The sequence below is a fragment of the Citrobacter sp. wls708 genome, from assembly GCF_005281255.1.
GTDB lineage: Bacteria > Pseudomonadota > Gammaproteobacteria > Enterobacterales > Enterobacteriaceae > Citrobacter > Citrobacter werkmanii.
Genome location: NZ_SZXE01000018.1, coordinates 209,939 through 231,799, shown reverse-complemented (window position 1 = coordinate 231,799; position 21,861 = coordinate 209,939). Strand labels below are relative to the sequence as shown.

The window sequence follows — 21,861 nt, the reverse complement described above, 5'->3', positions numbered from 1 at the left end:
TTCAGCAAAATTAAAAAATAGTTCAATCCATCAACTGCTTACTTAATCTCGGATCGGCCTGGATCAGGCGCATCAACTTCAATTCGGTAGTGGAAGGCTTAACGCGTTTAGACTCCCATTCATGCACCATCGCGACCGTCACGCCCATCACTCGGGCAAAATCATCTGTTTTTAAACCTGTCCCTCGTCGTAGCTGTTCAAATTCGGTGAAAGGGTTGGTTTTTTGCGTCAGAGTAACTGTCTGCGATACATCTTTAAAAACAATCTGCTCCAGACTGCTCAGCAGTTCAAACATTGGATCTTTGTATTCCATTGAGAACTCCTATAAATCACACAGCGGGATCGTGAATTTCATCGAAGCTCCTTAAGAGTAGTCGGAAAAAATGAAGTCGGATCTAAGGTTTGCGTGATGGATTCGTTTCAGCAGAGTATGAGCGACAAGCCTTTACAGGCTAACAAACTGATTAAGGTCGCGATCTCCGAACGATTGCTCCCGATTGTAAAGATGACGAAAATATGACCCTGGGTACTGAATGGTGCATTGTTTAGCAAAAAAAAGGGGGGCGGGAGCGGTTATTTTCCCTCACAAGATTACGCGGAAAGGGTATCTTGCGAGCCTGACCTGGACTATCCTTGTCAACGTCTGGCACGCGGGTGTCGTTGTGCGCATTTTTGGGTGAAAGGAGTATTAAAATGGCGACAGGTAAGTCCTGCTCTCGCTGGTTTGCGCCTGTTTTGGCGCTCTTAATGGTAGTTGGCCTGAGTGGGTGTTTTGATAAAGAAGGCGATCAGCGCAAAGCGTTTATCGATTTTCTGCAGAATACTGCAATGCGTAGCGGGGAGCGTTTGCCAACGCTGACCGCCGATCAGAAAAAACAGTTTGGCCCGTTTGTGTCCGATTACGCGATTCTGTATGGCTATTCTCAACAGATTAATCAGGCGATGGACTCCGGTCTGCGCCCGGTCGTTGATAGCGTAAATGCGATTCGTGTTCCTCAGGATTATGTGACTCAGCGTGAACCGCTGCGTCAGGCAAATGGCGCACTGGGTGTGTTAGGGCAACAGTTGCAGAATGCGAAACTGCAGGCAGATGCTGCGCATGGCGCGCTGAAACAGGGCGAGGATCTCAAGCCGGTCTTTGATCAGGTCTACAATAAAGTCGTCACTGCGCCTTCAGAGGCGTTACAGCCACTGATCCCTGCCGCGCAAATCTTCACGCAGCAACTGGTGCAGGTCGGTGATTTTGTGGCGCAACAGGATACGCAGGTGAGCTTTGTCGCCAACGGTATCCAGTTCCCAACCTCACAACAGGCAAGTCAGTACAACACGCTGATTGGCCCGTTGGCTGCTCAGCATCAGGCGTTTACTCAAGCCTGGACTGCTGCGGTGAATGCCACTCAGTAAAAGAGTACTGTAATACATGCGAGGCCGGGTAAGCGTAAACACTACCCGGCCTTTTGTTTATTGCGCGACCTGCGGGTTGACGCAGTTCTTCTCCGCTCTTCCTTGCAGCGCATCGATTAAGTTATCCACCGCGCAGGCCGCCATGTTATAGCGCGTTTCGTGCGTGGCGGAACCGATGTGCGGCACGGCCACCACGTTGGGCAGTGACAGCAGTGGAGAGTCTGTCGCTACTGGCTCCTGCTCAAACACATCCAGACCTGCGGCATGAATGTCGCCGTTTTGCAGAGCGCTAATCAACGCTTTTTCATCGACCACCGGACCACGTCCGGCATTAATGAAAATGGCGGAAGACTTCATTTTGGCAAACTGCTCGGTACTGAACAGATGATGTGTTTCGTTGGTTAATGGCAGGATCAGGCAGACAAAATCAGACTCCTGCAACAGTGTGTCGAGATCGCAGTAACGCGCGTTGAAGCGTTCTTCCGCTTCGTGATGATGACGGCGGGCGTTATAGAGAATTGGCATGCTAAAGCCGAAATGCGCACGCTGCGCCAGCGCGAGCCCAATACGACCCATGCCGACAATTCCCAGCGTTTTGTGGTGGACATCGGTACCAAACCAGTCCGGCCCGATACTTTTGGTCCATTCGCCAGACTTAACCCGTTCAGCAACTTCCACCACACGGCGAGCGGTGCTTAACATCAGCGCCATCACCGTGTCGGCGACGGTTTCCGTTAGTACGGTTGGCGTATGCATCAACAGCACCTTACGTGCATTAAGGGCATCGACATCGAAGTTGTCATAGCCTACGGAAATTGTGGATGTCGCTCGCAGCCTGGGCATTTTCTCCAACAGCGCGGTATTGACGGCTTCACTGGAGCCCAGCAGGCCTTCGGCGTTGGCAAAGGCTTCGGCGTGCTGTGCGACCGTTTCCGGGCGCAGGTTCGGTACAGAAGTCACAGTAAAATGCTCTTCCAGGCGATGCAGTAAATCGTCAGGTAACGCTTTATAGAGAATAATGGACGGCTTCATGCGGATCTCCGTAAGTTAAAATTTAAGCGTGGCGTGCGCCAACAGGTAGCTGTTGATTATTAGCAGGCTTAACAATGAGAGTTAGCCATACTGAGGCAAAAAGCGCTACCCCCATAAAAATGTACGAGGCGGATGGGCTGCCGGTTGCGCCATTGAGGTAGCCGACAAACCAGGAACCAAAGAATGAGCCTAATGCGCCCATGCTGTTAATCAGCGCCATGGCGCCACCGGCCACGTTGCGCGGCAGCATTTCAGGAATGATGGCGAAGAAGGGACCATATGGGGCGTACATTGCCGCGCCCGCAATAACCAGCAGCGTGTAGGACACCCAGAAGTGATCTGCGCCAACGGCCCAGGAGCCGATAAAGGCGAAAGCGGCAATCAGTAACAGCGGCCAGACAAACAGCTTACGGTTTTGCAGTTTATCAGAGGCCCAGGAGACGAGAATCATCGCTGCCGTCGCCGCCAGATACGGTACGGATGACAGCCAGCCAACTTCCACCATCCCCAGATTTGCACCACCGTTGCGAATGATGGACGGCAGCCACAGCACAAAACCGTAGACGCCAATACTCCAGGCGAAATACTGCATACACAGCAGGATAACGTTACGTGAGCGGAAGGCCTCACCGTAGTTACGCACGGCTTTGATCCCTTGTTGCTCTTGTTCCAGTTGGGCCTGAAGCGCAGCTTTTTCGGATTCCGACAGCCAGCCGACCTGAGACGGTTTGTCTTTTACCAGTACCCACCAGCAGAACGCCCAGATGATGGCCGGAAAGCCCTCGATGATGAACATTTCCCGCCAGCCCAGCGCCTGAATGAGATAACCGGAAACGACGGACATCCATAAGACAGTCACCGGGTTACCGAGGATTAAGAAGGTGTTAGCGCGTGAACGCTCGGATTTCGTAAACCAGTTGCTGATGTAAATCAGCATTGCGGGCATCACGGCAGCTTCAACGACGCCAAGAATAAAGCGGATAGCGGCCAGCATCGGAATATTGCTGACCATCCCGGTTAACGAGGCGCAAGCTCCCCACAGGATCAGGCAGACAAAAATCAGTTTTCGTACGCTGCGACGCTCGGCGTAAATTGCGCCCGGGATCTGGAAGAAGAAATAGCCAAGGAAAAACAGAGCGCCCAGCAGGGAAGAGATCCCTTTGGTAATGCCGAGATCCTCGTTAATGCCTGCGGCGGAGGCGAAGCTGAAGTTCGCGCGGTCAAGGTACGCCAGGCTATACGTGATAAACACGATTGGCATGATGTACCACCAGCGTTTTGCTGCATTGGTTGAGCTATTCATAGACTGCCCTCTGATTATGCTGATACACCGCCTCTGTATGTAGGGTACAGAGTTGGCCGGGGGTTTATTCCCCTAATTGTTCACGTGTGGGTAATCCTTCGCTGTCGCCCTGAACCTGAATGGCCAGTGCGCCAATTTTATTGCCGCGGGTCACCGCCTGATGCAGCGAGCGGCCTTCCAGCAGAGCGCTGATCACGCCCACGGCAAAGCCATCTCCTGCGCCGACCGTATCAACCACGTTGTCGACTTTTACCGGTGCGACGCAGCCGTGCTCGCCGCTGGCGGTTTTGTACCAGGCGCCATCTGCCCCGGTTTTGATAATGACTGCCTTCACCCCATGGCGCAGATAAAAGTCGGCGATGGCTTCAGGTGTTTGTTGTCCAGTGAGAATCATTCCCTCTTTTAGACCTGGCAAAACCCAGTCAGCCTGGAATGCCAGCCGGTTCAGTTTTTCCACCATCTCGGCTTCGCTTTTCCACAGCACCGGACGCAAATTCGGGTCAAAGGAGATGGTTTTCCCTTGGGCTTTCAGCGTGCGGGCGGTATGCGCCAGAAGTTCATAGGAGCTGGCGGAAAGCGCGGCTGCCACGCCGCTCAGGTGCAAGTGACGTGCGCTGGCAAAATAGTTCTCGTGGTAATCCTCAATACTGAGATGGCTGGCTGCGGACCCTTTGCGGAAGTACTCCACAATGGGATCGGTTCCATTTTCGACCTTAGATTTAAGCTGAAAGCCGGTAGCGAAGCGCTCATCCTGGGTGACTCCCTGCGCATCAATCCCTTCTTTTTCCAGCGACTTAATAATAAAACGGCCAAAACTGTCGTTACCTACGCGGCTTACCCAGCCGACATTCAGACCCAAACGAGCAAGACCGGTCGCCACGTTGAGTTCAGCGCCTGCCACGCGCTTGATAAATTGCTCTACATCCGCCAGGTCGCCGGTTTGCGTGGCGACAAACATCGCCATCGCTTCACCAATGGTGACCACATCCAGTGAATTCTTCATGCGTTACTCCTCGCGTAACAGCTCGACGTAATGGCGGGTAACCGCCGTCAAATCCTGCCCTTCCAGGGGAAACTCGATGCCGCGCGGAACATCGTCAGGCAGCGTTTTTAACAGCGCCAGCCAGCGCGGTTCGGCGGCATCAGGCGGCACTGCGCGGTAGCAGTCGCGATGTGTAACCGCGGCTTTGACATGGATGTATCCCACGGTTGGCGCCAGGTTTTTCGCCGCCTCTTCCGGGGAGTCGCCAACCCACAGCCAGTTGCCCATATCAAAGGTCAGCGATATCGGCAGGTTTTGCGTCTGGCAGGCTTCGTTAAAGCACTGCATCGGCTGCAGGCGTCCGCAGGCGGTCTGATCGTTTTCGACAACCAGCTCCATCCCGCTGTCAGCCAGCCATGTACGTAAAACGTCGAACTGGCCGGTATGGGAAAAATGACCAAGGGAGACTTTTAACCACAGCGCTTGCAGGGCCTGCGCTTCCGCGAGTAACGCCGGAAGGCGGAGATTGAGGTTACCGTCCTCAAGGAACAGCGGCTCAGGCGCTGAATAACAGGCCAGCAGGCCGAAGATTTCGATCGCTGAGGCCATCGTTGACAGTGTGGTGAGTTCGGTGTCAGTTAACATCTCGCGGCGAATTTCGACGCCGTCAGCACCAGCTTCGGCAATAATGGGCAGCATGGCGGTTTGTCCACCCGCAGCGCGGACCCGCTCGTAGCCGTAGGCGGCGGTGACCACCATAATTTTTCTTTTCATGGAAACTCCATAACCAGCGTTCTTGCTATAACGCTAGATGGAACCGGTTCCAAAGAAAAGCCCATGATGCTGAATTTATGATCACCATCACGAAGGAAATTTAACGGGCGGTAGATCCGCGCACGATCAATTCACCAGAGAAAACCTGCTCCTGAATGGCATCAGAACCGCCATCGATCCGGCGTACAACCTGTTCCACGGCGGTGTAGCCAATCTGCCAGGTGGGTTGTTTCAGCGTGGTAATGCCGACACCCGCCAGCTCGGCCCATTCCAGCTCGTCAAACCCGAGCAGGCCGATATCGCTGCCCCAGTTGAGGCCAATGCGTTTCAGGGCGCGGGCAACCTGTAGCGTGAGGGCGCCGTTGGCGGAGATAACGGCTTTGCGCATGCCTCGATGCTGCTGGTGGAACTGGCGCAGCGTGTCATCCAGTTGCGCATTGTCCGTTAGCGGAACTTCGGCATTTTGCGCGATAACGCCGGGGTAGCGTGCGAGCGTGGCGCGAAAGGCGCTCAAACGTTCGCGGCGGGTATTCACCATGCCGAGTGGTTCGCTGAGAAACAGAATGGCTTCAAAGCCTTGTTCAAGCAGGTGTTCCGTGGCAATCGTTGCGGCCTGGGTGTTATCCAGTCCGACCATATCACAGGCGAAATCGGGTATTTTACGATCAATCAGTACCATCGGTAGCGCAGACTGTTGCAGGCGGTTCAGCCCCTCTTCACGCATCCCAACGGCGTTGACCACAATCCCTTCGACCTGGTAACTGCGCAACAGGTCAAGATAGTGCAACTCCTGATCCACTTCGTTGTTGGTGTTACATACCAGCGGGGTAAAGCCTTTATCGCGACAGGCGGCTTCAATTCCGCTTAATACGTTGACAGAGTAGGGATTGGTAATATCGGCGATGATCAGGCCAATCAGGCGGGTGCGACCGTGTTTCAGGCCGCGTGCCATCAGGCTGGGTCGGTAGTCGAGATCGGCAATGGCTTGTTCAATGCGGGCCAGCAGCGCGTCGGAAAGCAGGTGCTTTTCACCGTTGAGGTAGCGTGAAATGCTGGTCTTGCCGGTTTTTGCGGCCTTTGCCACATCGCTGATGGTTGCCCGTGTTGATTTGCTCATCGCTGATTTCCCTGAATTTGGTGACAACACCTTAACGCGAAAATCAACGATGGCAAGTGCTTCATGCCGGATCGGGCGCACCCTGTCTCCGGCTCAAAACGTTACTGGATCGGGCTTAAGGTGATCTCTACGCGGCGGTTCTGCGCCTTACCTTCCGCCGTGCTGTTGCTGGCGATTGGGTTTGCCGGACCCATACCCTGAGTGCGGATACGGTTAGCCGCGACCCCTTGAGTGATCAAGGCGCTGGCGACGGAGTCCGCGCGCTGCTGCGACAGACGCATATTCAGATCCTGGCTGCCGGTGCTGTCGGTGAAGCCCAGCACGTTAACCGCGGTTTTATTGTACTCTTTCAGGACCATGGCCACGCCGGTCAGGGTGTTAGCCCCGGCAGGTTTCAGGTTAGCGCTACTGCTGTCGAAGGTGACGTTGTTTGGCATGTTCAGAATGATGTTATCGCCACTACGCGTCACGCTGACGCCGGTTCCCTGCATTTTTTCGCGCAGTTTTGCTTCCTGCACATCCATGTAATAGCCGATACCACCGCCAACGGCCGCGCCAGCCGCTGCGCCAATCAGTGCGCCCTTGCCACGATCTTTCTTCGAAGAAGAGAGTGCGCCAATACCCGCGCCGACCAGAGAGCCAATGCCTGCGCCAATGCCGGATTTACCCGCTTCGCGTTCGCCGGTGTAAGGGTTTGTTGTGCAGCCAGAAACCGCCAGGGCGCCGCTCACGATGGCAGCAATAACAAAAACACGTTTCTTCATCTCAATTCCTTAATGACTTATTCTTCTTTGCCACAGCGACGGTGGCGGTTGATTATGACGTGTGAACATGAAGAAAATTCCAGGGAAGACTCTGAAATTTGTAAGTAACATTGAACGGCAGAATAAATAAGCCGCCACATCGTATTCAGGAGCGCCATCTTGGCTAATTCACCCGCACACTACTCAGTGTTAACCGCCGCCCACTGGGGACCTATTCTCGTCGAAACCGATGGCGAGACCGTTTTCTCCTCCCGTGGCGCATTGCCCACCACTCAACCCAACTCTTTGCAAACTGTGGTGCGTGACCAGGTACACAGTAAAACGCGGGTACGTTTTCCGATGGTACGTAAAGGCTTCCTCGTCTCGCCGGAAAACCCACAAGGCGTGCGCGGGCAGGATGAGTTTGTTCGCGTCAGTTGGGATGACGCACTGACGCTTATCCATACGCAGCATAAACGCATCCGTGACAGCTATGGCCCGGCCTCGATTTTCGCTGGTTCCTACGGCTGGCGCTCCAACGGTGTGTTACATAAAGCCGCGACCCTGTTACAGCGCTACATGGCGTTGGCGGGGGGTTATACCGGGCATCTGGGGGATTACTCCACGGGCGCCGCGCAGGCCATCATGCCGTACGTGGTGGGCGGTAACGAAGTTTACCAGCAACAGACCAGCTGGCCTGTCGTGCTGGAACACAGCGATGTGGTGGTGTTATGGAGCGCCAATCCGCTGAATACCCTGAAGATTGCCTGGAATGCTTCCGACGAACAGGGTCTCGCTTACTTCGAGGCATTGCGTGATAGCGGCAAACGTTTGATCTGTATCGATCCGATGCGATCGGAAAGCGTGGATTTCTTTGGCGATAAGATGGAATGGATCGCCCCGCATATGGGAACCGACGTGGCGCTGATGCTGGGCATAGCGCATACGCTGGTGGAAAACGGCTGGCACGACGAAGACTTTCTCGCCCGCTGTACCACCGGTTATGACCGCTTTGCCGACTATCTGCTGGGTAAAACTGATAATGTCGCAAAAACGGCAGAGTGGGCTGCTGAAATTTGTGGGATAACAGCGGAAAAAATACGCGAACTGGCGGCGATATTTCACCAAAACACCACCATGCTGATGGCGGGGTGGGGGATGCAGCGCCAACAGTATGGCGAGCAAAAACACTGGATGATTGTCACCCTGGCCGCCATGCTCGGGCAAATCGGCACGCCTGGCGGTGGCTTTGGGCTGTCGTACCATTTTGCCAACGGCGGTAACCCAACGCGTCGTGCCGCTGTATTGGCTTCAATGCAGGGCAGCGTTAAAGGCGGCACCGACGCGGTGGATAAAATCCCGGTGGCGCGAATTGTCGAAGCGCTGGAGAACCCCGGGGGTTTTTACCAGCACAATGGAATGGACCGGCATTTCCCGGACATCCGCATGTTGTGGTGGGCCGGCGGGGCCAACTTTACTCATCACCAGGACACCAACCGTCTGATTCGCGCCTGGCAAAAACCGGAGCTGGTGGTTATCTCGGAGTGTTTCTGGACCGCCGCAGCAAAGCATGCCGATATCGTATTACCGGCGACCACCTCGTTTGAGCGCAACGACCTCACCATGACGGGTGATTACAGCAACCAGCACCTGGTGCCGATGAAGCAGGTTGTGCCGCCGCAGTATGAGGCGCGCAATGATTTTGATGTTTTTGCCGAACTGAGCGAGCGCTGGGAAAAGGGCGGGTATGAACGCTTCACCGAAGGTAAAAGCGAGCTGGCGTGGCTGGAGACCTTTTATAATATTGCCGGGCAGCGCGGGGCCAGCCAGCAGGTTACACTGCCGCCCTTCACCGAGTTTTGGCAGCGCAACGCCCTGATAGAAATGCCGGAAAACCCCGCCAGCGCGCAATTTATTCGGTTTGCGGATTTTCGCCGCGATCCACAGGCGCATCCGCTGAAAACGGACAGCGGAAAAATTGAAATCTACTCCGCGAAGATTGCGGGTTACGGCTATGCGGATTGTGCGGGACACCCGATGTGGCTGGCGCCTGATGAGTGGTTTGGTAACGCCGAGCCGGGTCAGTTACAGCTACTTTCCGCCCATCCGGCGCACCGTTTGCATAGCCAGTTGAATTACAGTGCGTTGCGTGAGCAGTATGCGGTGGCGGATCGTGAGCCCGTTACGATCCATCCGCAGGACGCGAACGCTCGTGGTATTAAGCATGGCGACACGGTGAGGGTGTGGAACCCGCGTGGGCAAATTCTGGCGGGTGCAGTCGTGACGACAGGGATCAAACCTGGCGTCATCTGCATTCATGAAGGCGCCTGGCCTGATTTGGATCTTACTGCCGGTGGTATTTGTAAAAATGGCGCCGTCAATGTGCTGACCAAAGATCTCCCCAGCTCGAAGCTGGGGAATGGCTGCGCGGGCAACACTGCGCTGGCGTGGCTCGAAAAATACAATGGACCCGCCCTGACGCTTACGGCGTTTGATCCGCCTGCCAGCCCATAATCCACGTGGGGTGGTGAGTCTCTTCCTGCCATGCGCCGTCTTCAATGCGAAAACCCAGCGCATGGTAGAAGTTTACCGCTGACTGATTCTTCTGGTAGACCTCCAGGCTGAGCAGGGAAAAGCGCTGCTGGACATGCCGCACCAGCGCTGTGCCAATTCCGCTTCTGATGGCCGCTGGCGCGACAAACAACGCGCCAAGAAAGCGTTCGTCAATCACGCTGACAAAGCCTTTGAGTACACCTTCTTCTTCCCACACCCAGGTTTGCGCGGCGGGCAGGTATATATCACGCACGACGGGTTCACTTTCGCGCCAGTAGCGTTCGTCGATAAACGGATGGGCATGGATCGTGCTTTCCATCCACAGCGCCAGAATTGACGGCAGATCGTCAGCTTTAGATTCACGAATCATGTTGTGCCCCTGGGTAACAGATGCAACTGGTGATATGGTCGTTGACCAGACCACAGGCCTGCATAAAGGAGTAACAGATGGTGGTGCCGACAAACTTAAACCCGCGTTTTTTTAATGCCTTAGACAGAGCATCTGACGCAGGCGTTGAGGTGGGGATATCGCTCAGGTTGGCGGCGCAGGTCACTTGCGGTTGGTTATCAACAAATGACCAGACAAACTCGCTAAACGGTTCACCGTTTTGCGCCATGGTCAGAAAGGCGCGAGCGTTACCGATAATGGCCTGAATTTTTCCGCGATGGCGAATAATGCCGGCATCCTGTACCAGCCTTTCCACATCCTCTTCGGTCATCGCTGCCACTTTTTCCGGATCAAAATGGTGGAAGGCGTGGCGATAATTTTCCCGTTTCTTCAGTACGGTAATCCATGATAATCCCGCCTGCTGGCCTTCCAGGCAGATCATTTCGAACAGCTTCTTGCCATCGGTTTCGGGGACGCCCCATTCCTTGTCGTGATAGGCAATGTAAAGTGGGTCCTGGCTGACCCATCCGCAACGCTGCATATTCTTCCTCGCTGTTTTTACTGGCGTAAAAATTTCATTCGGCCCGCCTTGACGCGCCAGCTAAAAAGACAATATTTAATACAGGGCCTGATGGGCCCGATTTCCTACACACAATGACAATAATATCGCCGAATTCGGCTCTTTTCTGGAGTCGCGTTGATGATTATAAGAAACAGTAGTGGTCGCCAAAGGTTAACTCTGGCGAGCGTCGTAGTTTGTGCGCTGTCCATCAATACAGCATATGGCTGGCAACAAGAATATATCGTTGATGCGATGTCAGGGCATACGGCTGAACGTTATACATGGGACAGCGATCACCAACCACGTTATAACGACATTCTGGAGGAACGTATTCGTTCTACGCAGAACGTGGCGGGTCCGGTGGTGAATCTGGCCGATCAGACGCTGATGGATACGACCAGCGGCATGAGTATGGGCTGGAACTTTCCGCTTTCCAGACAGGTAACGACCGGACCGGTCGCCGCCTTACATTATGACGGCTCGACCACGTCTACCTACAACGAGTTTGGTGATAGCGCGACCTCGATAACACCGACCGATCCGTTGTGGCATGCCAGCGTCAGCACGTTAGGCTGGCGAGTCAATTCGCAGTTCGGTGATGTGCGTCCATGGGCGCAAATCAGCTATAACCAACAGTTTGGCGAGAATATCTGGAAGGCGCAGTCGGGCCTCAGCCGCATGACGACAGCAGGACAGGACGGTAACTGGCTGGATGTTACCGTCGGTGCGGATATGCTGTTGAACCCGCATATGGCGGCTTACGCCGCACTTTCTCAGGCAGAAAACAGTACCAACAATAGCGACTATATGTACACCATGGGGGTTAGCGCTAAATTTTAACGAAAGAAATCATTGGTTATACATCTTAGTTACATATTAGGATCAATAATCACACGCCTTCCAGCGATAGTGTGTACTAACTCTTGCGATAAAATTCAGTATCCCGACTTTTTGTCTCGTCATTCATTCCGCAATCCAGGCATTTCATTCCGTCCTGGCGGCATTTCATGCCGTTTTTTCCTGGTATAAATGGCGCTTCGGTATGGTTGTTGGCAGAGAATTTCCCATTTTGCTTATGCAGGAAGACTGCCATGAAAACTTCTGATTATCAGCGTACCCGTTGGCTGACACTGATCGGCACCATCATTACCCAATTTGCCTTAGGTTCTGTTTATACCTGGAGCCTGTTTAATGGCGCGCTCTCTTCTAAACTGGACGCGCCGGTGAGTCAGGTTGCATTTTCCTTTGGTTTGCTGAGCCTGGGGTTGGCGATTTCTTCTTCCGTCGCCGGAAAACTGCAAGAACGTTTTGGCGTGAAACGCGTCACCATGGCCTCCGGTATCTTACTGGGCGTCGGCTTCTTCTTAACCGCCCACTCTGACAGCCTGATTATGCTGTGGTTGAGCGCTGGTGTACTGGTCGGCCTGGCGGATGGCGCAGGATACCTGTTAACCCTTTCCAACTGCGTAAAATGGTTCCCTGAGCGTAAGGGGCTGATTTCCGCCTTTGCCATCGGCTCTTATGGCCTGGGTAGCCTCGGTTTTAAATTCATCGACAGCCAACTGCTCAGCACCGTGGGTCTGGAAAAAACCTTTATGATCTGGGGCGCAATTGTGCTGGTGATGATCGTCTTTGGCTCCATGCTGATGAAAGATGCGCCGAATCAGGAAGTGAAGGCGAAAAATGGCGTGGTCGAGAACGACTACACTCTGGCGCAGTCCATGCGTAAACCACAGTACTGGATGCTGGCCGTGATGTTCCTGACTGCATGTATGAGCGGGCTGTATGTAATTGGCGTGGCGAAAGATATTGCACAGAGCCTGGCGCATATGGATGTAGCCACGGCGGCAAATGCAGTGACTGTCATCTCCATCGCTAACCTGTCAGGCCGTCTGGTACTGGGTATTCTGTCCGACAAAATCTCTCGTATTCGTGTTATCACCATTGGTCAGGTTGTTTCGCTGGTCGGTATGGCGGCACTGCTGTTCGCCCCGCTCAATGACGTTACGTTCTTTGCGGCGATTGCCTGCGTGGCATTTAACTTTGGCGGCACCATCACCGTGTTCCCGTCACTGGTGAGTGAGTTCTTTGGTCTCAATAACCTGGCTAAAAACTACGGGGTTATTTACCTGGGCTTCGGTATCGGCAGTATTTGTGGTTCCATTATCGCCTCGCTGTTTGGCGGATTCTATGTGACCTTCTGCGTTATCTTTGCGCTGTTAATCATCTCGCTGGCACTTTCCACTACTATTCGCCAGCCGCAACGTAGCGTATATACCGAGGCGCACGCCTAAATCTATTAGTAGCCTGATTAATACCTGGCGCATATATTTACAAAAATATATGCGTCATTTGCATTCTCTATAAGCACTTTTCTTCCCTCCTGTGGTCTACTTACCCGCGCCCGTAGATTTCACCTCTGCTGTTGTCGCATTTTTCCCCTGTTAGGTCTGTTTGGCCGCTGCACAGGGAGTTTTTATCCCGATCCCCAGGGTTTGTTTGCATGAGATACATTAAGTCGATGACGCAGCAGAAACTCAGTTTCTTGCTGGCAATCTATATCGGTTTGTTTATGAACTGTGCTGTATTTTTCCGTCGCTTTAGCGGATATGCGCACGAATTCACCGTCTGGAAAGGACTCTCTGCGGTTGTTGAATTAGCTGGCACTGTGCTGGTGACCTTCTTTTTATTACGTCTTCTCTCTTTATTCGGCCGCCGGGTCTGGCGTGTGCTGGCAACCTTTGTGGTGCTGTGTTCTGCCGGCGCCAGTTATTATATGACCTTCCTGAACGTGGTAATTGGCTACGGTATTATTGCCTCCGTCATGACCACGGATATTGATTTATCTAAAGAAGTCGTCGGCTGGCATTTTATCGTGTGGCTGGTTTCAGTCAGTATTGTGCCGTTGGTTCTTATTTGGAGTAACCGCTGCCGCTATACGCTAATGAGACAGATTCGTACCCCGGGCATGAGATGGCGTAGCGTGGCGGTGGTGTTACTGGCAGGCCTGATGGTGTGGGTGCCGATTCGCCTGTTGAGCATGCAACAGAGAAGCGTTGAACGGGAAACCGGCATCGATCTACCCAGCTATGGCGGGGTTGTGGCGAACTCTTATTTGCCGTCAAACTGGCTCTCAGCATTGGGCCTGTACGCCTGGGCGCAGGTGGATGAGTCTTCAGATAACAAATCGCTGATGAACCCGGCCAAAAAGTTTACCTATGTTGCGCCGAAGAACCTCGACGACACCTATGTGGTCTTTATTATCGGGGAAACGACCCGCTGGGATCATATGGGAATTTTTGGCTATGAGCGAAATACCACGCCAAGGCTCGCCCAGGAGAAAAATCTGGCCGCATTCCGCGGATATTCCTGCGATACGGCAACCAAACTTTCTCTGCGCTGCATGTTTGTCCGTGAGGGTGGGGCGGAAGAAAATCCGCAGCGTACGCTGAAAGAACAAAACGTTTTTGCCGTGCTTACTCAGCTAGGGTTCAAGACAGATCTCTACGCCATGCAAAGCGAGATGTGGTTTTACAGTAATACCATGGCGGAGAATATCTCCTACCGTGAGCAGATCGGCGCTGAGCCGCGTAATCGTGGCAAAAACGTTGATGACATGCTGTTGATTCCCGAGATGCAGCAGTCTCTGCAGCAGAACGATGACGGTAGTAAGCACCTGATTATTCTGCATACCAAAGGATCGCATTTTAACTATACGCAGCGCTACACCCGTGAATATGCACAGTGGAAGCCGGAATGCGTCAATGTTGATAGCGGCTGCTCAAAAGCGGAGATGATCAACTCATTCGATAACTCGGTAACTTATGTTGATCACTTTATCACTCAAGTATTTGATCAACTGCGCGATAAGAAAGCGATAGTGTTCTACGCTGCCGATCACGGTGAGTCGATTAACGAGCGTGAGCACCTGCACGGGACGCCGCGTAAAATGGCGCCGCCTGAGCAGTTCCGCGTTCCTATGCTGGTGTGGATGTCTGACAAGTATCTGGAAGACCCCGATCATGCGAAGGCGTTCGCCCATCTGAAGCAAGAAGCTGATATGAAGGTGCCGCGTCGTCACGTGGAGCTGTACGACACTATTTTAGGTTGCCTTGGTTATACCTCGCCAAATGGCGGTATTAACGAGAATAACAACTGGTGCCGTATCCCGGACGCGAAGAAGGTTGCAGCCCAGTAACGGCGGCTGCTGACTTTCTCGCCGATCAAATGCCATTTTGATGCTAAGGGATTGACGGGCGCGCTGCTGAGCAGTAAGATGCGCCCCGCATTCGGTGATTGGCGCAGCCTGGTAGCGCACTTCGTTCGGGACGAAGGGGTCGGAGGTTCGAATCCTCTATCACCGACCAAATTCAAAACCCTGCTCAACGAGCAGGGTTTTTTGCATTATGGCCCGTGAGGATGAGAACCTCCGGGGGCAAGAGGTTCGACTCGAGCGTAGCGAGAGAACGTTGCGTCAGCAACGGCCCGCAGGGCGAGCCACGCAGTGGCGAGTAATCCTCTATCCGGCCTACAGGCTCAGTTTCACCCCGGCGTGTATGGCGTTTCCAACCCCATCTTTGACCTTCATTTTGTCTACAAAAATTGTGCGCCACTTCCCACTGACTGTTAACGATTCTGTGACATATTCCATTGCCTTTTTTTATATTTGCATGAAACTTTTTTTGCGCTACTTATGGCTGAACCTGGCATTTTCCGCTGTGCGTTTTAACGTTCATGGTATTAATCGCTCAGATATGCAGCATTAATTTAGAAAGTTTTAAGAATTTGCATAAATGTTAATCACCAAATGTTGCGAAATATTAAGATATTTATTCTGGCACAGAGCGCGTAGCACAAATTTCCCTGCTGAAAATAGCCGTCTGCACTTTTTTTAATCTTTGTTTGTCAATTCTCACCGTTGGTGTAAATCACGGTTACCTGTATTGACGTTTTCACATTCTGTTGACAGATTGTAGGGCATGAGGGGCATTTCATGGAGAATCCGCACTGCAACTCAGTCGCTTATGTGAACGGAATCCCCATCCTCTTAACGCCGACCCGGCCGGGTAAAAAACAAAAAAGGCCAGGCGGTGCAAACCCACTGCAAAGGGTAAAACAACAAACATCACATTTGGAGCAGAAGAATGAGTATTTCCTTGAAGAAGTCAGGGATGCTGAAGCTTGGTCTGAGCCTGGTGGCCATGACCGTCGCAGCAAGCGTACAGGCTAAAACTCTGGTTTATTGTTCAGAAGGATCTCCTGAAGGCTTTAACCCGCAGCTTTTCACCTCTGGCACCACCTATGATGCCAGCTCCGTACCGATCTATAACCGCCTGGTTGAATTCAAAATCGGTACCACCGAAGTGATCCCGGGCCTTGCTGAGAAGTGGGAAATCAGCGAAGACGGTAAAACCTACACCTTCCACCTGCGCCAGGGCGTGAAGTGGCAGGACAATAAAGATTTCAAACCGACGCGCGATTTTAACGCCGATGACGTGGTGTTCTCGTTCGATCGTCAGAAAAATGCCCAGAACCCGTACCACAAAGTCTCTGGCGGCAGTTATGAATACTTCGAAGGGATGGGTCTGCCAGATCTGATCTCCGAAGTGAAAAAAGTGGACGATAAAACCGTTCAGTTCGTACTGACGCGTCCGGAAGCTCCATTCCTGGCCGATCTGGCGATGGACTTCGCTTCTATTCTTTCTAAAGAATACGCAGACAACATGCTGAAAGCCGGTTCCCCGGAGAAAGTAGACCTCAACCCAATTGGTACCGGTCCGTTCCAGCTGCAGCAATACCAGAAAGACTCCCGTATTCTGTATAAAGCTTTCCCAGGCTACTGGGGTACTAAGCCGCAGATCGACCGTCTGGTCTTCTCTATTACGCCTGATGCTTCCGTACGTTACGCCAAACTGCAGAAGAATGAGTGCCAGGTGATGCCGTATCCAAACCCGGCAGACATCGCGCGCATGAAGCAGGATAAAAACATCAACCTGATGGAGCAGGCTGGTCTGAACGTGGGCTACCTCTCCTACAACACCGAGAAGAAACCGTTTGATGACGTCAAAGTTCGTCAGGCGCTGACTTACGCGGTAAACAAAGAAGCGATCATCAAAGCCGTTTATCAGGGCGCTGGCGTGGCCGCGAAGAACCTGATCCCACCGACTATGTGGGGCTATAACGATGACATTAAAGACTACAGTTACGATCCTGAGAAAGCGAAAGCGCTGCTAAAAGAAGCCGGTCAGGACAAAGGCTTTACCGTTGAGCTGTGGGCAATGCCGGTACAGCGTCCGTACAACCCGAACGCACGCCGTATGGCGGAGATGGTTCAGGCTGACTGGGCGAAAATTGGCGTTCAGGCCAAGATTGTGACCTACGAGTGGGGCGAGTATCTGAAACGCGCCAAAGCGGGTGAGCATCAGGCCGTCATGATGGGCTGGACCGGTGACAACGGGGATCCGGATAACTTCTTCGCCACCCTGTTCAGCTGTGCGGCAGCGAAAGACGGTTCCAACTACTCTCGCTGGTGCTACAAGCCGTTTGAAGACTTGATCCAGCCGGCGCGTGCCACCGACGATCACAACAAGCGTATCGAACTGTACAAACAAGCTCAGGTTGTTATGCACGATCAGGCTCCGGCTCTGATTGTTGCTCACTCCACCGTGTACGAGCCAGTGCGTAAAGAAGTTAAAGGCTATGTGGTTGATCCATTAGGCAAACATCACTTCGAAAACGTCTCTGTCGAATAATTAAAAGCAATCAAGGAAGCGCTGCGCCCCGGTGTTGTGTAGGCCGGATAAGCGCAGCGCCATCCGGCGTAATGCTTTACCCGCGATGCAGTTTGCGTGGGATAAAATTTGTGAGCAATACAGACTCACGGTTCCAGGCCGTGCGTCATTAGAGAGAATCCGGGTTATGTTGCAGTTCATTCTCCGACGTTTGGGACTCGTCATCCCCACGTTTATCGGTATCACTCTTCTCACTTTTGCCTTCGTCCATATGATCCCCGGCGATCCGGTAATGATCATGGCGGGTGAGCGTGGGATCTCCCCTGAGCGTCATGCTCAACTGCTGGCCGAACTTGGTTTGGATAAACCGATGTGGCAGCAGTACCTCCATTATATCTGGGGGGTTATGCATGGTGACTTAGGTATCTCGCTGAAAAGCCGTTTACCTGTGTGGGATGAGTTCGTGCCTCGTTTTAAAGCCACGCTGGAACTCGGCGTCTGCGCGATGATTTTCGCCGTCGCAGTAGGTATTCCGGTGGGGGTACTTGCTGCCGTGAAGCGCGGCTCCATTTTCGATCACACCGCCGTTGGCCTGGCGCTGACCGGTTACTCTATGCCGATTTTCTGGTGGGGCATGATGCTGATCATGCTGGTTTCCGTGCAGTTAAATCTGACCCCGGTTTCCGGCCGGGTGAGCGACATGGTATTCCTTGATGATACCAACCCGCTGACCGGTTTTATGCTGATAGATACCGCCATCTGGGGCGAAGAGGGTAACTTTATTGATGCGCTGGCGCATATGATCCTGCCCGCGATGGTGCTGGGTACCATTCCTCTGGCGGTAATTGTGCGTATGACTCGTTCATCAATGCTGGAAGTACTGGGTGAAGATTACATTCGTACCGCCCGTGCCAAAGGTCTGACCCGGATGCGCGTCATCATTATTCACGCTTTGCGTAACGCCATGCTGCCCGTCGTGACCGTTATCGGCCTGCAGGTTGGGACATTGCTTGCCGGGGCGATCCTGACTGAGACTATCTTCTCATGGCCTGGGCTGGGACGCTGGCTAATCGATGCGCTACAGCGCCGCGATTATCCGGTGGTGCAGGGCGGGGTACTGCTGGTCGCGACGATGATTATTCTCGTCAACCTGCTGGTAGACCTGCTGTACGGCGTGGTGAACCCGCGTATTCGTCATAAGAAGTAAGGGGCCATCATGTCACAGGTTACTGAAAATAAGGTTATTGCCGCACCGGTGCCAATGACCCCGATGCAGGAGTTCTGGCACTATTTCAAGCGTAATAAAGGCGCGGTTGTCGGGCTGGTTTATGTTGTCATCATGATTCTGATTGCGGTCTTTGCGAATGTTCTCGCCCCGTATAATCCGGCTGAGCAGTTCCGTGATGCGCTGCTGGCGCCGCCTGCGTGGCAGGAAGGCGGCACGATGGCGCACCTGTTTGGTACTGACGATGTGGGCCGCGATGTGCTCTCGCGTCTGATGTACGGCGCGCGTCTGTCGCTGTTGGTCGGCTGTCTGGTCGTGGTGCTCTCCCTGCTGATGGGCGTAATTCTCGGGCTGGTCGCCGGTTATTTTGGCGGGATTATCGATAACGTCATCATGCGCGTGGTCGATATCATGCTGGCGCTGCCGAGCCTGTTACTGGCGCTGGTGCTGGTGGCGGTATTTGGTCCTTCGATTGGCAACGCCGCGTTGGCGCTGACGTTCGTGGCGTTACCGCACTATGTGCGTCTGACGCGCGCCGCCGTGCTGGTGGAAGTCAACCGCGACTACGTTACCGCCTCGCGCGTGGCGGGAGCCGGTGCGATGCGCCAGATGTTTGTAAACATTTTGCCTAACTGTCTGGCGCCGCTGATTGTTCAGGCGTCGCTCGGCTTCTCTAACGCCATTCTCGATATGGCTGCCCTCGGCTTTCTGGGGATGGGCGCACAGCCGCCTACGCCGGAATGGGGCACCATGCTCTCTGACGTTCTGCAGTTTGCCCAAAGCGCCTGGTGGGTCGTGACCTTCCCGGGGCTGGCGATCCTGCTGACGGTGCTGGCATTTAACCTGATGGGTGACGGTCTGCGTGACGCGCTCGATCCCAAACTGAAGCAGTAAGAGGTTCGAGATGGCGTTATTAAATGTAGATAAATTATCGGTGCACTTCGGCGACGTAGGCTCCGAGTTCCGCGCCGTAGACCGCATTAGCTACAGTGTGAACCAGGGGGAAGTGGTTGGCATTGTGGGTGAATCCGGCTCTGGTAAGTCTGTCAGTTCGCTGGCGATTATGGGGTTGATTGACTACCCTGGCCGCGTGATGGCCGAAAATCTGGAGTTTAACAGTCGTGACCTGAAGCGCATCTCTGAGAAAGAGCGTCGTCAGTTAGTCGGCGCAGAAGTGGCAATGATTTTCCAGGATCCGATGACCAGCCTTAACCCGTGCTACACCGTCGGCTATCAGATTATGGAAGCCATCAAAGTGCATCAGGGCGGCAATAAAAAAACGCGCGTTCAGCGGGCGATTGACCTGCTGACGTTGGTGGGGATCCCCGATCCGGCCTCGCGTCTGGACGTGTATCCGCACCAGTTGTCTGGTGGGATGAGCCAGCGCGTGATGATCGCGATGGCGATTGCCTGTCGTCCGAAGCTGCTAATTGCCGACGAACCGACGACGGCGCTGGACGTGACCATTCAGGCGCAGATCATTGAGCTGCTGCTGGAGTTGCAGCAAAAAGAGAATATGGCGCTGGTTTTGATTACCCACGACCTGGCGCTGGTGGCGGAAGCGGCACACAAAATCATCGTGATGTACGCCGGGCAGGTCGTGGAAACTGGCGCTGCGCAGGATATTTTCCGCGCGCCGCGTCATCCGTATACCCAGGCATTGCTACGTGCGCTACCGGAGTTTGCGCAGGATAAAGCGCGTCTGGCTTCGTTGCCAGGTGTGGTTCCTGGTAAATATGACCGTCCGAACGGCTGTTTGCTGAACCCGCGCTGCCCGTATGCAACCGACAAATGCCGCGTTGAAGAACCTGAACTGAATCTGCTGGAAGGCGGTCGTCAGTCGAAATGCCACTACCCACTTGATGATGCCGGGAGGCCCACACTATGAGTACGCATGAGGCCACCTTGCAACAGCCACTGTTGCAGGCTATCGATCTGAAAAAACACTACCCGGTAAAGAAGGGATTATTTTCCCCTGAGCGCCTGGTGAAGGCGCTGGACGGCGTCTCCTTTACTCTTGAACGCGGTAAAACGCTGGCGGTAGTAGGCGAGTCTGGCTGTGGAAAATCCACGCTTGGCCGTCTGTTGACGATGATTGAAGTTCCAACTGGCGGTGAGCTGTATTACCAGGGGCAGGATCTGCTCAAGCACGATCCGCAAGCGCAGAAGCTGCGTCGGCAGAAAATCCAGATTGTGTTCCAGAACCCGTACGGTTCTCTGAATCCGCGTAAGAAAGTGGGGCAGATTCTGGAAGAGCCGTTGCTGATCAACTCCACGCTCAGCAAAGAGCAGCGGCGTGAAAAAGCGCTGGCGATGATGGCGAAAGTGGGGCTAAAAACTGAGCACTACGATCGTTACCCGCATATGTTCTCCGGCGGCCAGCGTCAGCGTATCGCCATTGCTCGTGGTCTGATGCTGGACCCGGACGTGGTGATTGCCGACGAACCGGTCTCGGCGCTCGATGTTTCGGTGCGTGCGCAGGTCCTGAATCTGATGATGGATTTACAACAGGATCTTGGACTGTCCTACGTTTTTATCTCGCACGACCTGTCGGTGGTGGAGCACATTGCCGATGAAGTGATGGTGATGTATTTAGGCCGCTGTGTGGAAAAAGGGACCAAGGATCAGATCTTCAATAATCCGCGTCATCCGTATACCCAGGCGCTACTTTCAGCCACGCCACGTCTGAACCCGGACGACCGCCGCGAACGTATCAAGCTGACCGGCGAGCTGCCAAGCCCGCTGAATCCGCCGCCGGGTTGTGCGTTCAACGCCCGCTGCCGCCGTCGTTTTGGTCCGTGTACCCAGCTTCAGCCGCAGTTGAAAGATTATGGCGGTCAACTGGTGGCCTGTTTCGCCGTGGACCAGGATGAAAACCCACAGCGATAAACGTGGGTTATGACCTAATAACCGGAGCCTTGTGCTCCGGTTTTTTTATATTTTGTTTTTACGTCCACAATGTGAGTCCTCTGGCAGAACATTATTCCATAGCGTCTAAAATGTAGTCAGATACCCTTTTGTCACAGAAATAGCGATTTCGCAGTTGC

The 21,861-nt window shown here is 53.6% G+C and carries 21 protein-coding genes, 1 tRNA gene and 1 other RNA gene; 13 read left to right on the top strand and 10 right to left on the bottom strand.

Going from position 1 to position 21,861, the window contains the following annotated elements:
* Nucleotides 1-22: 22 nt before the first annotated feature.
* Nucleotides 23-313, bottom strand: coding sequence for an HTH-type transcriptional regulator (locus tag FDW97_RS14360; protein WP_003024273.1), 291 nt, complete (start codon nucleotides 311-313; stop codon nucleotides 23-25).
* A 380-nt stretch (nucleotides 314-693) separates the two neighbouring features.
* On the opposite strand from FDW97_RS14360, the gene FDW97_RS14355 reads away from it, so the two are divergent.
* Nucleotides 694-1,404 carry a DUF3053 domain-containing protein gene (locus FDW97_RS14355; RefSeq protein ID WP_038635187.1) on the top strand — a complete coding sequence of 237 codons (711 nt, stop codon included), beginning with the start codon at nucleotides 694-696 and terminating at the stop codon, nucleotides 1,402-1,404.
* Nucleotides 1,405-1,461: 57 nt separating this feature from the next.
* Here the strand turns inward: FDW97_RS14355 and ghrB are convergent, their stop codons facing one another.
* From ghrB to FDW97_RS14325, 6 genes are all read right to left on the bottom strand, one after another.
* Nucleotides 1,462-2,436 carry a glyoxylate/hydroxypyruvate reductase GhrB gene (ghrB, locus tag FDW97_RS14350; RefSeq protein ID WP_137351214.1) on the bottom strand — a complete coding sequence of 325 codons (975 nt, stop codon included), beginning with the start codon at nucleotides 2,434-2,436 and terminating at the stop codon, nucleotides 1,462-1,464.
* Between the two features lie 22 nt (nucleotides 2,437-2,458).
* Nucleotides 2,459-3,739, bottom strand: coding sequence for an MFS transporter (locus FDW97_RS14345; protein WP_038635177.1), 1,281 nt, complete (start codon nucleotides 3,737-3,739; stop codon nucleotides 2,459-2,461).
* A 64-nt stretch (nucleotides 3,740-3,803) separates the two neighbouring features.
* Nucleotides 3,804-4,742 carry a sugar kinase gene (locus tag FDW97_RS14340; protein ID WP_087857194.1) on the bottom strand — a complete coding sequence of 313 codons (939 nt, stop codon included), beginning with the start codon at nucleotides 4,740-4,742 and terminating at the stop codon, nucleotides 3,804-3,806.
* A gap of 3 nt (nucleotides 4,743-4,745) precedes the next feature.
* Nucleotides 4,746-5,495: a sugar phosphate isomerase/epimerase gene (locus tag FDW97_RS14335; protein ID WP_137351213.1), complete on the bottom strand. Its 750-nt coding sequence runs from the start codon at nucleotides 5,493-5,495 to the stop codon at nucleotides 4,746-4,748.
* Nucleotides 5,496-5,595: 100 nt separating this feature from the next.
* A complete protein-coding gene (locus tag FDW97_RS14330; RefSeq protein ID WP_038635169.1) occupies nucleotides 5,596-6,612 on the bottom strand; it encodes a LacI family DNA-binding transcriptional regulator in 1,017 nt (338 codons plus the stop codon).
* A gap of 101 nt (nucleotides 6,613-6,713) precedes the next feature.
* Nucleotides 6,714-7,376 (bottom strand): OmpA family lipoprotein, encoded by a 663-nt coding sequence (locus tag FDW97_RS14325; RefSeq protein WP_003827397.1) that lies wholly within the window; start codon nucleotides 7,374-7,376, stop codon nucleotides 6,714-6,716.
* Between the two features lie 159 nt (nucleotides 7,377-7,535).
* Between FDW97_RS14325 and FDW97_RS14320 the strand changes: the two genes are divergently transcribed.
* Nucleotides 7,536-9,869 carry a molybdopterin guanine dinucleotide-containing S/N-oxide reductase gene (locus FDW97_RS14320; protein WP_137351212.1) on the top strand — a complete coding sequence of 778 codons (2,334 nt, stop codon included), beginning with the start codon at nucleotides 7,536-7,538 and terminating at the stop codon, nucleotides 9,867-9,869.
* Here the strand turns inward: FDW97_RS14320 and FDW97_RS14315 are convergent.
* On the bottom strand, nucleotides 9,838-10,278 hold the full coding sequence (locus FDW97_RS14315) for an N-acetyltransferase (RefSeq protein WP_137351211.1): 441 nt from the start codon (nucleotides 10,276-10,278) through the stop codon (nucleotides 9,838-9,840). The genes FDW97_RS14320 and FDW97_RS14315 overlap by 32 nt on opposite strands.
* Nucleotides 10,268-10,837, bottom strand: coding sequence for a DNA-3-methyladenine glycosylase I (gene tag, locus FDW97_RS14310; protein ID WP_038635153.1), 570 nt, complete (start codon nucleotides 10,835-10,837; stop codon nucleotides 10,268-10,270). Before tag ends, FDW97_RS14315 begins: the two co-directional genes overlap by 11 nt.
* Before the next feature lie 159 nt (nucleotides 10,838-10,996).
* Between tag and FDW97_RS14305 the strand changes: the two genes are divergently transcribed.
* Nucleotides 10,997-11,698, top strand: a complete 702-nt coding sequence (locus FDW97_RS14305) for an autotransporter outer membrane beta-barrel domain-containing protein (RefSeq protein WP_038635151.1) — start codon at nucleotides 10,997-10,999, stop codon at nucleotides 11,696-11,698.
* A 76-nt stretch (nucleotides 11,699-11,774) separates the two neighbouring features.
* Here FDW97_RS14305 and FDW97_RS23440 read toward each other — a convergent pair whose 3' ends face one another.
* The gene (locus FDW97_RS23440; RefSeq protein WP_159121630.1) at nucleotides 11,775-11,951 is read right to left on the bottom strand and encodes a hypothetical protein; all 177 of its coding nucleotides are present in this window, start codon (nucleotides 11,949-11,951) and stop codon (nucleotides 11,775-11,777) included.
* Between FDW97_RS23440 and FDW97_RS14300 the strand changes: the two genes are divergently transcribed.
* The 10 genes from FDW97_RS14300 (at nucleotide 11,950) to dppF (ending at nucleotide 21,703) form a co-directional block, all read left to right on the top strand.
* Nucleotides 11,950-13,152, top strand: coding sequence for an MFS transporter (locus tag FDW97_RS14300; RefSeq protein WP_038635150.1), 1,203 nt, complete (start codon nucleotides 11,950-11,952; stop codon nucleotides 13,150-13,152). The genes FDW97_RS23440 and FDW97_RS14300 overlap by 2 nt on opposite strands.
* A gap of 209 nt (nucleotides 13,153-13,361) precedes the next feature.
* Nucleotides 13,362-15,056 (top strand): kdo(2)-lipid A phosphoethanolamine 7''-transferase, encoded by a 1,695-nt coding sequence (gene eptB / locus FDW97_RS14295; RefSeq protein WP_121529680.1) that lies wholly within the window; start codon nucleotides 13,362-13,364, stop codon nucleotides 15,054-15,056.
* A 92-nt stretch (nucleotides 15,057-15,148) separates the two neighbouring features.
* Nucleotides 15,149-15,225, top strand: a tRNA-Pro gene (locus tag FDW97_RS14290).
* 32 nt (nucleotides 15,226-15,257) lie between these two features.
* Nucleotides 15,258-15,391, top strand: a non-coding RNA gene (locus FDW97_RS14285) — RtT sRNA.
* A gap of 460 nt (nucleotides 15,392-15,851) precedes the next feature.
* The gene (locus tag FDW97_RS23435; protein ID WP_162267364.1) at nucleotides 15,852-16,088 is read left to right on the top strand and encodes a hypothetical protein; all 237 of its coding nucleotides are present in this window, start codon (nucleotides 15,852-15,854) and stop codon (nucleotides 16,086-16,088) included.
* Nucleotides 16,003-17,610 carry a dipeptide ABC transporter periplasmic-binding protein DppA gene (gene dppA, locus FDW97_RS14280; protein WP_038635147.1) on the top strand — a complete coding sequence of 536 codons (1,608 nt, stop codon included), beginning with the start codon at nucleotides 16,003-16,005 and terminating at the stop codon, nucleotides 17,608-17,610. Before FDW97_RS23435 ends, dppA begins: the two co-directional genes overlap by 86 nt.
* Before the next feature lie 166 nt (nucleotides 17,611-17,776).
* Complete coding sequence (gene dppB / locus FDW97_RS14270) at nucleotides 17,777-18,796, top strand: dipeptide ABC transporter permease DppB (protein WP_137351210.1); 1,020 nt, start codon at nucleotides 17,777-17,779, stop codon at nucleotides 18,794-18,796.
* Between the two features lie 9 nt (nucleotides 18,797-18,805).
* A complete protein-coding gene (gene dppC, locus FDW97_RS14265; protein ID WP_038635146.1) occupies nucleotides 18,806-19,708 on the top strand; it encodes a dipeptide ABC transporter permease DppC in 903 nt (300 codons plus the stop codon).
* Nucleotides 19,709-19,718: 10 nt separating this feature from the next.
* On the top strand, nucleotides 19,719-20,702 hold the full coding sequence (dppD, locus tag FDW97_RS14260) for a dipeptide ABC transporter ATP-binding protein (RefSeq protein WP_137351209.1): 984 nt from the start codon (nucleotides 19,719-19,721) through the stop codon (nucleotides 20,700-20,702).
* Nucleotides 20,699-21,703 carry a dipeptide ABC transporter ATP-binding subunit DppF gene (gene dppF / locus FDW97_RS14255; protein ID WP_038635143.1) on the top strand — a complete coding sequence of 335 codons (1,005 nt, stop codon included), beginning with the start codon at nucleotides 20,699-20,701 and terminating at the stop codon, nucleotides 21,701-21,703. The genes dppD and dppF overlap by 4 nt, the downstream gene beginning before the upstream one ends.
* Nucleotides 21,704-21,861: the final 158 nt, after the last annotated feature.